The 12327-nt window shown below is 68.9% G+C and carries 2 protein-coding genes; both read right to left on the reverse strand.

All coding sequences use genetic code 11. The features are described 5' to 3' along the window. A partial coding sequence (locus IG75_RS0135335; protein WP_030525708.1) for a non-ribosomal peptide synthetase occupies nucleotides 1-9249 on the reverse strand: 9249 nt, incomplete at its 3' end. Between the two features lie 296 nt (nucleotides 9250-9545). Continuing rightward, nucleotides 9546-12327, reverse strand: a 2782-nt coding sequence (locus tag IG75_RS0135340) for a condensation domain-containing protein (RefSeq protein WP_030525707.1), incomplete at its 5' end; no start/stop codon positions are given.

Consider the following 12327-nt stretch of genomic DNA (forward strand, 5'->3'; position numbering starts at 1 on the left):
ACGACCCGCGATCGGCGTACCCACCGCCACATCATCGGTAGCCGACAACCGCGCCAACAGCAACGCCAGCACCGCATGCACAACCATGAACACCGTCGCGTTGTGCTCGGCCGCCAACCGCGACACCGCCCGATGCAACTCCGCATCGATCTCGAACGGCACCGTGCCACCCGCCATCGACGGCACGATCGGGCGCGGCCGGTCACCCGGCAGGTTCAACTCGTCCGGCAACCCGGCCAACGCCTCGCGCCAATAAGCGGCCTGCGCGCTGACCAGACTCTCGGGATCGTCCTCCGAACCCAGGACCTCGCGCTGCCACAGGCTGTAATCGGCGTACTGCACCGGCAGCGGCGTCCACGCCGGAGCCGAACCGGAGGTGCGCGCCGCGTAGGCGGTCATCAGGTCCCGGATCAGCGGGCCCATCGACCAGCCGTCGGTACTGATGTGGTGCACCACGAACACCAGCACGTATTCGCCGTCGGCCGGCTGGAACACGGCCGCACGCGACGGCACCTCGGTCGTCACATCGAAACCGGTCGCGAGCACCTCGGTGATCCGGCCGCGTAGTTCGGTGGCGGAAACCGGGATCGGCGTCGGATCCGGAACCGCCCGGCCGACGGGCAGGACCTGCTGGTACGGCTTTCCGTCCTGGGCGGGGTAGATGGTCCGCAGGGCTTCGTGCCGGCCCACCACGTCCGCGACGGCCTGCCGTAGCGCGGGAATATCGAGATCCCCGGACAGCCGGACGGCCAGCGGGATGTTGTAGGCCGACGATCCGGTGTCGAACTGGTTCAGGAACCACATCCGCTGCTGCGCCAGCGACAACGGCACCCGCTCCGGCCGCTCCCGCGGCGCCAGCACCGGCATGTCGCCCCGTCCGGTGGCGGATTCCGCGGCGGCGGCCAGCGCGGCCACCGTGGAGGCCTCGAACAGCGTCCGAACCGCCACCTTGGTGTCCAATGCCGCGCTCAGCCGGGCCGCGACCTGGGTCGCGATCAGCGAGTTACCACCGAGCGCGAAGAAATCGTCGTCCGCGCCGACCCGCTCGACACCCAGGACCTCGGCGAAGACGCCGGCCACGATCTCCTCGACCGGGGTCGACGGCGCCCGGAACTCCCGGGTTTCGAATACCGGCGCGGGCAGGGCTTTACGATCCAGCTTCCCGGAGGTGTTCAACGGGAACGCGTCGAGCACGACCACCGCGCCCGGCACCATGTACACCGGCAATACGCCGCGCAGCGCGTCCAACAGCGCCGCGGCAACGATCTGCTCGCCGGGTGCGGGTACCACGTAGGCGACCAACTGCTCACCCAGCTCGGACGCCGCGACCGTCACGACGGCCTGGCTCACCACCGGCTGCGCCAGCAGTGCCGATTCGATCTCCCCCAGCTCGATCCGCTGACCACGGAACTTCACCTGGAAATCGGTACGACCCAGATACTCCAGCGCCGGCCGAGTCTCCGGGCGGCCCTCCACCAGGGTCTCGGCCCGGCGCCACCGCACCAGGTCACCCGTGCGATACATCCGCTGACCGGCATCGAACGGATTCGCCACGAAACGATCCGCCGACAGATCCGGACGTGTCACATATCCGCGAGCCAACTGGTCGCCCGCCAGATACAACTCGCCCGTGACACCCGGCGCCACCGGCCGCAACCGCGAATCCAGCACATACACACGGGTGTTCCACTCCGGCACACCGATCGGCACACCGGCCGACTCGGTACCGGTCGCCTGCCAGTACGTGACCGTCACCGCCGCCTCGGTCGGACCGTAGACGTTGTGGACCGCGGCATCGGAGATCGCCTGCATCGCACCGACCGTCTCCGGTGGTAGCGCTTCACCGAGCGCGAACACGTGCTGGAGCGAGGGAATCGAACCCGCCGGGGTATGCGCGGCGAACATTCCGAGCATCGAGGGAACGAAGTCCGTCATCGTCACCCGCTGCTCGGCGATGACCCGCGCCAGGTACTCGGCATCACGATGGCCGTCGGGGGTCGCGACGACCAGGCGCGCTCCCACTGCCAGCGGCAGGAAATAACCCCACAGCGACACGTCGAACGTCGTCGCCGTCTTCTGCAGATACACATCGTCGGCGTCCAGCCGGTACTGCGCCAGCCACCACGCGATCTGATTGCCGATCGCCGCATGCGAAACCGCCACGCCCTTCGGCCGGCCCGTCGAACCCGACGTGAAGATCACATACGCCGTATTCGACAGACGCACCGGCGCCGACCGATCCGCGTCGGTCACCGGCGCCGAGCCGAAACGATCGGTATCGAGGCTGTCCAGGGCCAGTATCGGTACGCCCGCGAGGGCGTCCGCACCGGCGCCGCCGTCCGCGCCGATACCGACGGCCCGCGCGTCGGCGGTGGTGGTCAGCAGACACACCGGTGCCGCGGTATCGAGAATGTAGCCGATACGTTCGGCGGGATGCGCCGGGTCCAGCGGCACATACGCACCGCCCGCCGCCACTACCGCGTACATACCGACCACCAGGTCGATCGACCGGGAGATCAGCACCCCGACCAGCGATTCCGGACCCACGCCCTGCGCGATCAGCAACCGCGCGAGCCGATTCACCCGGCCCGCGAACTCGGCATACGTCAGGGTGGTGCCCTCGAACGACAACGCCACCCGATCCGGATACGCGGCGACGGCCCGCTCGAACCCGTCCAGCAGCAATTGCGCCGGCACCGCGTGCTCGGTCGCGTTCCACTCCGCCAGCACCCGGGTGCGTTCGGCGGGAGCCAGGATCTCGAAGTCACCGACCGGGGTCGCGGGATCGGCCACGATCGCACCGAGCAACCGGGTGAAGCGGCCGGCGAAGCCTTCCGCCGTTTCCTGGTCGAACAACGCCGTGGCGTAGGTCAGGTAACCCACCACGCCCTGCGCAGCACCCGAATCGTCGTAGGCGTCGGCGAGGACGAGGTTCAGGTCGAACTGAGAGTTCTCGGTATCGATCTCCACCCCGGACACCGTCAGGCCCGGCAGTTCCAGACTCGACGCCGCGAGGTTCTGGAAGGTGAACCCGACCTGGAACAGCGGATGCCGCGCCTGCGAACGCGCCGGGTTGATCACCTCGACCAAACGCTCGAACGGCACATCCGCATGCGCGAACGCCGCGATATCGATTTCCCGCTGCCGTGCCAGCAGATCCGTGAACGACTCACCACGATCCAGTTGGGTCCGGAACACCAGCGTGTTCACGAACATACCGATCAGATCATCGAGCGCCTGCTCACCACGACCCGCGACCGGGGTACCCACCGTGATGTCATCGCTTCCGGACAACCGCGACAGCAATACCGCGAACGCCGTATGCGCCACCATGAACAGAGTGGCGCCCTGCTGCTGTGCCAGTCGCTGCAGACCGGCGTGGGTCGCGGCGTCGATATGGAGCTCCACCCGGCGGCCGGCGAACGACTGCACCGCCGGACGCGGCCGGTCCATCGGCAGGTCCAGCTGATCGGGCACCCCGGCCAGCGTCGACTGCCAGAAGGCGAGTTGCTGCGCTGCCGGCGACTCCGCGTCGGATTCGTCGCCCAGCAGGTCGCGCTGCCAGATGCTGTAGTCGGCGTACTGCACCGGCAACGCCGCCCAGCCCGGGGCTTCGCCGGCCGCACGGGCCGCGTACGCGATCATCAGATCCCGCGTCAACGGCCCCGCCGAGGACCCGTCACCGGCGATGTGGTGCACCACCATCACCATCACGAACTCGTCGGCGGCGTCGTCCACCCGGAACAGCGCCACCCGCAGCGGCACCTCGGCGGTCACATCGAATCCCACCGCCGCCAGTTCCGCCACCGCCGCCGCGACCTCACCGGCGGCCACGGACCGCACCTCGAGCTGCGGAACAGCCTGCCCGGCCGACAACACCACCTGTACCGGGCCGGACTCGGTCTCCGGGTAGACCGTACGCAACACCTCGTGCCGCGCGACGACATCGGCGACGGCCCGCCGCAACGCGTCCACATCGAGACCACCCGACAAGCGGATCGCCAACGGCAGGTTGTAGGCAGCCGTTGCCGCGTCGAAGCGGTTCAGGAACCACATCCGCTGCTGCGCCGGCGACAACGGCGCCGCCGGTACCGTCTCGCCCGACAGCAGGGTCCGGCTCGGACGCGGCTGCGCCACCAGCGCCGCCCGGCCGCCGGTACCGGCCTGCTCCTGGATCCGCGCGGCCAAGGCGGCGACGGTGGAGGTCTCGAACAGCGACCGGACCGCGACCGTGGTGTCCAATGCCGCACTCAGCCGGGCCGCGACCTGGGTCGCGATCAGCGAGTTACCACCGAGCGCGAAGAAATCGTCGGCGGCGCCGACCCGACGCACATCGAGGACGTCGGCGAAGACGCCGGCCACGATCTCCTCGATCGGGGTCGACGGCGCCCGGAACTCCTTGGTCTCGAACACCGGCGCCGGCAACGCTTTACGATCCAGCTTCCCGGAGGTGTTCAGCGGGAACGCGTCCAATCCGACCACGGCCGCCGGAACCATATAGGTCGGCAGCACATCCCGGACAGCCCCGAGCAGTTCGGTGGAGTTCAGTTGCTCGCCCGGAGCCGGCACGACGTAGGCGACGAGTTGCTCACCGAGCTGGGACGCGGCGACGGTGACCACGGCCTGGCTCACCTCGGGCCGGGCCAGGAACGCGGACTCGATCTCACCGAGTTCGATGCGCTGGCCGCGGAATTTCACCTGGAAATCGGTGCGCCCCAGATATTCCAGTACCGGTTGACCACCGACCCGCTGCCACCGCACCAGGTCACCCGTGCGATACATCCGCCGGCCGGTATCGAACGGGCTCGCCACGAACCGGTCGGCGGAAAGGTCCGGACGCGTCACATATCCACGAGCAAGCTGGTCACCGGCGAGATACAACTCACCTGTGACACCCGCGGGAACCGGCCGCAACCTGCTGTCGAGCACATACACGCGGCTGTTCCACTGCGGCACGCCGATCGGCACACTGCCCGACTCGGCGCCCGTGGCCTGCCAATAGGTGATCGACACCGCGGCCTCGGTCGGGCCGTACAAGTTGTGTACCGCGGCATCGGAGACCGCGTGCATCGCGGTCACTGTCGCCGGGGGCAGGGCCTCACCGATGACGAATACGTGCCGCAGGCTCGGAATCGACCCCGCCTCGGTATGTGCGGCGAACATCGTCAACATCGACGGCACGAAATCCGTCACCGTGACCTGCTGTTCGGCGATCACCTGCGCGAGATAGGCCGGGTCGCGATGACCGTCCGGCGTCGCCACCACCAACCGGGCGCCGACGGACAGCGGCAGGAAGAAACCCCACAACGACACGTCGAACGTGGTCGCGGTCTTCTGCAGATACACATCCGAGATACCCATCGGGTACTGCGACAGCATCCAGGCCACCTGGTTCGCGATCGCCGAATGCGGCACCGCCACACCCTTCGGACGGCCGGTCGAACCCGAGGTGAAGATGACGTACGCGGTATTGCCGGGCCGCACCGGCGCGAGCCGATCCGCATCGGTCACCGGCGCAGAGTCGAAACCGCTGGTATCGAGGGTATCCAGGAATAGCGCCGGTACCCCGTCCAATTCGCCCGTACCGGCAGCGTCGGTGGAGACCGCATCGCCGTGGACGGTTCGCGCGTCGATGGTCGTGGACAGCAGACAGGCCGGCCGCGCGGTATCCAGGATGTAGCCGATCCGCTCGGCCGGATGGGCCGGGTCCAACGGCACATACGCACCACCCGCGGCCACCACCGCGTACATTCCGACCACCAGGTCCAGCGACCGGGACACCAGCAAACCGACCAGCGACTCCGGACCCACACCCTGCGCGATCAGCACTCGCGCCAACCGGTTCACCCGAGTAGCGAACTCACCGTAGGACAGACTCGTCCCCTCGAACGACACCGCGACCCGGTCCGGGTGAGCCGCCACCGCCCGATCGAAGCCTTCCAGCAGCAGACGAGGGGTGAAGGGGTAAGCGGTGGCGTTCCATTGCTCCAGCACCCGGGTCCGCTCCACCGGCGCCAGGATCTCGAGGTCGCCGACCGGCACGGAAGAATCCGCTACCACTGCGGCCAGCAAGCGCACGAAGCGGTCCGCGAAGCCCTGAACGGTGGTGTGGTCGAACAACGCGGTGGCATAGGTCAGGTAACCCGCCACGCCCAAGGGCGCACCCGATTCGTCATAGGAATCACCGAGGTCGAGGTTCAGATCGAACTGTGCGATCGCGGTATCGAAATCCAGCCCCGAAACCGTCAGGCCCGGCAACTCCAGACTGGACGGCGCCAGGTTCTGGAACGCGAACCCGACCTGGAACAATGGATGCCGCGCCTGTGACCGGGCGGGATCGAGTACCTCTACCAGCCGCTCGAACGGCACATCCCCGTGCGCGAACGCCGCGATATCGACCTCACGCTGCCGCGCCAGCAGATCCGCGAACGACTCACCACGATCCAACTCGGTCCGGAACACCAGCGTGTTCACGAACATACCGATCAGATCATCGAGCGCCTGCTCACCACGACCCGCCACCGGCGTGCCGATGGTGATGTCATCGGTACCCGACAGGCGCGCCAGCAACACCGCCAGCGCCGCGTGCACGACCATGAACAGCGTCGCGTTCTGCTCCTGGGCGATCCGCTGCAAACCGGCATGGATCTCGGCATCGACAGTGACCTCGACCCGGCCGCCCGCGAAGGACTGCACCGCCGGACGCGCCCGATCCGTCGGCAGATCCAGCTGATCCGGCACCCCGGCCAGCGCCGACTGCCAATAGGCGAGCTGAGCCGCCGCGATCGACTCCGGATCGGATTCGTCACCCAGCAACTCACGCTGCCACATCGCGTAGTCGGCGTACTGCACCGGCAACGGCGCCCACCCCGGAGCTTCCCCGGCCGTACGCGCCACATACGCGGTCATCAGATCCCGCGTCAGCGGAGCCACCGACAAGCCGTCACCGGCGATATGGTGCACCACCATCGCCAACACGAATTCGTCCACCGCGTCGCCGATATCCGATCCGGCACCGGCCGCTGCGGCGTCCACCCGGAACAGGGCCACCCGCATCGGCACCTCGGCCGTCACATCGAAACCGGCCGACGCCAGCTCCGCCACCGCCGAGACTTCTTCCCCCGCCGCAACCGAACCCACCCGCAACCGCGGCGCGGCCTCACCGACCGGCAACACCACCTGCACCGGACCCGATTCGGTCTCCGGATACACAGTCCGCAACACCTCGTGCCGCGTCACCAGATCCGCGACGGCGGCACGCAGGGCGTCCACATCGAGCGCACCCGACAACCGGATCGCCATCGGAATGTTGTAGGCGACCGACTCCGGATCGAACCGGTTCAGGAACCACATCCGCTGCTGCGACAACGACAACGGCACCCGCTGCGGCCGCTCCCGCGCCACCAGCGGCCGATGGCCGCCGGATCCGCTCAGCTCGGCCAGCCGTTCGGCGAACTCGGCCACCGTCGGCGCCTCGAACAGCACCCGTGCCGGAATCCGGGCGTCCACCGTGGCACCCAACCGGCCCGCGACCTGGGCGGCGATCAGCGAATTACCGCCGAGTTCGAAGAAATCGTCGTCCGCGCCGACCGGATCGACGGGATTCAGCAGATCAGCGAAAACAGCCGCGACCTGCTTCTCCAACGGGCTGTCCGGCGCCCGGTACGCCTTGGTCCGCAGCTGCGGTTCGGGCAGCGCGCGGCGATCGACCTTGCCGCCCGGAGTAAGAGGGATCTCGTCGAGGACGGTGATACTCGCCGGAACCATGTACGCGGGGAACCGGCTCGCGGCCAGCGCGAGCAGCTCGTCGGGGTCGACAGCGGCCCCGGCGGCCGGATGCACATAGCTGGCCAGGACGGTCGCGCCGCTGGAGGGCTCATAGCCGACGGTGACAGAGAAATCCACCGATTCGTGTGCGGCCAGTACGGCGTCGATCTCACCGAGCTCGATCCGGAAGCCACGGATCTTCACCTGGAAGTCGTTGCGGCCCACATATTCCAGTGACCCGTCGGCCAGCCAGCGCACCAGGTCGCCGGTGCGGTAGAGCCGGGAGCCGTCCTCGGCGAACGGGTTGGCCACAAAACGTTCCGCGGTCGGCCCGGGCCGGTTGCGATAGCCGCGCGCCAATTGGGCACCGCTGATATAGAGTTCGCCCGTCACGCCGGTCGGCAGTGGGGAAAGCCGTTCGTCCAGGACGTATTCGGTGATACCGCGGGTCGGCGCGCCGATGCTCACCGGCTCGTCCGGCTGCATCGGGTCACTGATATTGACCGCGACCGTGGTCTCGGTCGGGCCGTAGGCGTTGAAGAACTCCCGCGGACGCCCATCCGCCGCGGGAACGGCCCAGCGCCGCACCAGGTCCGGCGGGCACGCTTCACCGCCGGTGATCACGACACGCAGATCGTCCAGGCCCGCCGGATCGATCGAGGCCAGCGCGGCCGGCGTGACGAAGGCATGGGTCACCCCTTCGCTGCGCAGCAGCCCGGCCAGTTCGTCACCGCCGTACACCGTGGGCGGGACCACCACCATGGTCGCCGCGCCGCCCAGCGCCAGCAGCAGTTCCAGCACCGAGGCGTCGAAGGAGGGGGAGGCGAAGTGCAGGGTACGAGCGGTCGTGTCGACGCGATACCGTTCCCGCTGCTCGGCGCAGAACCCGGCCAGCCCGGCCTGCGTGATCACCACGCCCTTCGGCGTCCCGGTCGAACCCGAGGTGTAGATGATGTAGGCCGGATGCTCGGCGCGCAGCGGCCGCAGCCGCTCGTCGAAGGACACCGGTTCGGCCGAGTACTGCGTGAGGCCGGCAGCGATCTCCGCGCTGTCGATGGAGACCCACTCCACCCGACCGGGCAGTCCGGCGGACGATTCCGTGACGGTCAGTCCGAGGACGGCACCGGAATCGATGACCATATGTGTGACGCGGTCCACCGGATAGGTCGGGTCGACGGGTACATAGCCGGCGCCGGTCTTGGCCACCGCCCATACCGCGACCACCGATTCGATCGAGCGGGTGATCCCGACCGCGACCAGATCCTCGGGCCCGATACCGCGGGCGATGAGCAGCCGGGCCAGCCGGTTGGAGCGTTCGTCCAGTTCGGCGTAGGTGAGCCGGCCGAGGTTACCGGTGGCGTCGGCGTAGCTGATCGCGACACCCGAGGGATTGGTCTCGACCGCCGTCGCCATGAGCTGGGGCAGGGTGGTCCCCCTGGGCCGCCGGGTTCGGGTGGGTCGTGTGCGCGCCGTTCGGGTCATGCCTACATCACTTCCTGGTGGTGGTCACACTGCTCACCGACAACCGAACCCATCAACCTGCCTTGCCTGCCTTGTTCGCTTCCTCCGGCGGTGCACCCGCCGACAGCGGACCGCTACCGACCTGCTGGGCGTACCTCGCGCAGGGCGCGGTCGATCGCCGCCGGACTCGCCGTCGTCCATCATTACATGGGCCGGAGGTACCCATCTGTTACCACCGAGGATGCCGGCGCCCGGCGACGCGGCCGGTCGCCCGGCGACGGTGACGCCGGGCGACCGGGGCCGCTACACCGGAGGGCTCAGTCCAGCAGAGCGCTCAGCTCGAGCATCTGCTCCACCGCTGCCCACGCTCCGTCCGGCCGGCCCGCCTCCTCCAGGAGAAGCGCGGACAGATCCTCCAGGGCGTCCGGCTCCAAGGCGTCGAGGCCTGCCCGGTCGATCCACAGGTGTGTGACCCATTCGTCGCCGAGCGCCGCGCCGGTGACCTCGGGTACGAGCACCACCGCCGCGCCCGCCGCGCCCGCCGCCACGATCTCGGCCACCGCGGCCGGACCGTTGTTACGGCCGTACCGGAAGGTCCGGGATTCGTAGGTCAGCCCGGTCACGGTGTGCACTTCGGCCACCACGGCGGCCAGCTCGTCGTAGGACAGCACACGGCCACCGGCGCCGACGCATACCGGATCGCCGCCCTGTAGCGGCCGCACCCGATCGGCGTAGGTCACCGGACGGGACGACTCCGCCGCGATCTCCGCGATACGCGCCGGATCATCCAGCACCAGCCAGTCGACTCCCGGCGCGGCCGGCGGCGCGCCCGCCACGAGGCCGGCCTCGACCGACAGACCCGCGGCCGCGGCGGCGGACACCGCGTCGGCGGGCACCAGCGCCGCACCCGCCTTGAGCACCGCCCAGGTCGCGACGGCCGCGTCGACCCCGCGTTCGAGCCGCAGCACCACACCGGTACCCGGCCCGTACCCGCGCCCGATCAGGACCCGGGCCAGCCGCGACGAACGCGCGTCCAGCTCCTGATAGGAGACCTCTTCCTCACCCCATACCACCGCGGGGGCTTCCGGATCGTCCTCCACCGACGCGCGCAGCGTCTGCGGCAACGCGGTACCGGTGGTGGCAGCGGGCGCCACCGGCTGCGCGGGCGCCGCCATCCGGTCGCGTTCGGCGGTATCGAGGATATCGATCTCACCCACCCGGACCTGCGGGTCGGCGGCCACCGCGGCGAGGATCCGGGCGAACCGGCGACCGAAGGACTGCACGGTCGATTCGTCGAAGAGGTCGGTGGCGTACCCGAATACCGACCACAGTTCCCCGAAGCCGCCGTCGGCGTCCCGCTGCGGGTCGATACCGATCTGGAGATCGAACTTCGCGGCCAGTGCCTGCTCTCCCAGCGCCTGCACACTGAGCCCGGGCAGATCCAGCGTGGGCTGTTCGGTGTTCTGGAAGGACAGCACCACACCGAGGAGCGGGTTGTGCGCGGTGGCCCGGCCCGGCAGTACCGCTCCCACCACCTGTTCGAACGGGATATCGGCATTCGCGAATGCCGAGAGATCCGTCTCCCGGGCCTGCTCCAGCAATTCGGCGAAGGTCATATCGGGTTCCACCTTGGTACGCAACGCCAGGGTGTTGACGAACATACCGACCAGATCGTCGAGCTCCTGCTCCCCGCGTCCGGCGATCGGGGTGCCGACCACGACATCGCCGGCGTTGGTGAGCCGGGACAACAGCACGGCCACCGCGGCGTGCATCACCATGAACAGCGTGACGCCGTGTGCTCGCGCCGACTCGTCCAGCGAGCGGTGCACCTCGGCCTCGACGGCGAAACTCGTCAGCCCGCCGCGCATCGACGGTACCGGCGGACGCGGCCGGTCCAGCGGCAGCTCGACATCCACGGCAACCCCGTCGAGCTGTTTCTGCCAGTACGCCAACTGGCCGGCGGCCGGCGAGGTCGGGTCGGTTTCGTCACCGACCACCGCACGCTGCCACAGCGCGAAGTCCGCGTACTGCACCGGCAACGGCGACCAGCCCGGCGAATCACCACCGACACGAGCCAGGTAGGCCGTCATCAGGTCCCGGGCCAGTGGCGCCATCGAGGCACCGTCGGCCGCGATGTGGTGCGCGACGAACGCGAGCACATGTTCGCCGGGTCCGGTTTCGAGCAGCAGTGCCCGGACCGGCACCTCCTGGGTGACATCGAAACCGACCGACATCAGCTCGCTGATCCGAGCCACCGGATCAGCGGCGGCAGCGACCTCGAGCCCACTACCGAGAGCCTGCGCGGCCGGCAGGACCTCCTGGTACGGGCGATCGCCGGGGCCGACCGGATACCGCGTCCGCAGCGTTTCGTGCCGTTCCAGCACATCCGCGACCGCCGCGCGCATGGCGGCGACATCCAGTTCACCCGTCAGCCGGATCGCCAGCGGAATGTTGTACGCGGGCGAACCGGGATCGAACTGGTTGATCAGCCACATGCGCTGCTGCGCCAGTGACAACGGCACCAACTCCGGCCGCGGCTGCGGCACCAGCGGCGTCCGCGCACCGGACCCGGCATGCTGCTCCACCCGCACCGCCAGACCGGCCACCGTCGACGCCTCGAACAGAGCCCGCACCGGGACAGTCGTGTCGAGTGCCTTACCCAACCGCGCCGCCACCTGCGTCGCGACCAGTGAGTTACCACCGAGCGCGAAGAAATCGTCGTCGGCGCCGACCCGGTCCACCCCGAGCACATCGGCGAACACACCCGCCACGATCTCCTCGATCGGAGTCGACGCAGCCCGGAACGCACGAGCCTCGAACACCGGCTCCGGCAGAGCCTTACGATCCAGCTTCCCGTTGACGGTCAATGGGAGCGCGGACAGTTCCACGAATGCCGACGGCACCATGTACGACGGCAACCGCTGCGCCAGTTCCGACTGGATCCGCCCCGTATCCAACCCGGCCGCACCGCCGGGCACCACATACCCGACCAACCGATCCCCGGTCCGCGGATCCGACTTCGCCAGCACCGCGACCTGCGCGACCTCCGGCAACGCCAGCAACGCCGCCTCGATCTCACCCAGCTCGATCCGGAAACCA

This window comes from Nocardia rhamnosiphila NBRC 108938 (assembly GCF_000720425.1).
Classification (GTDB): Bacteria; Actinomycetota; Actinomycetes; order Mycobacteriales; family Mycobacteriaceae; genus Nocardia; species Nocardia rhamnosiphila.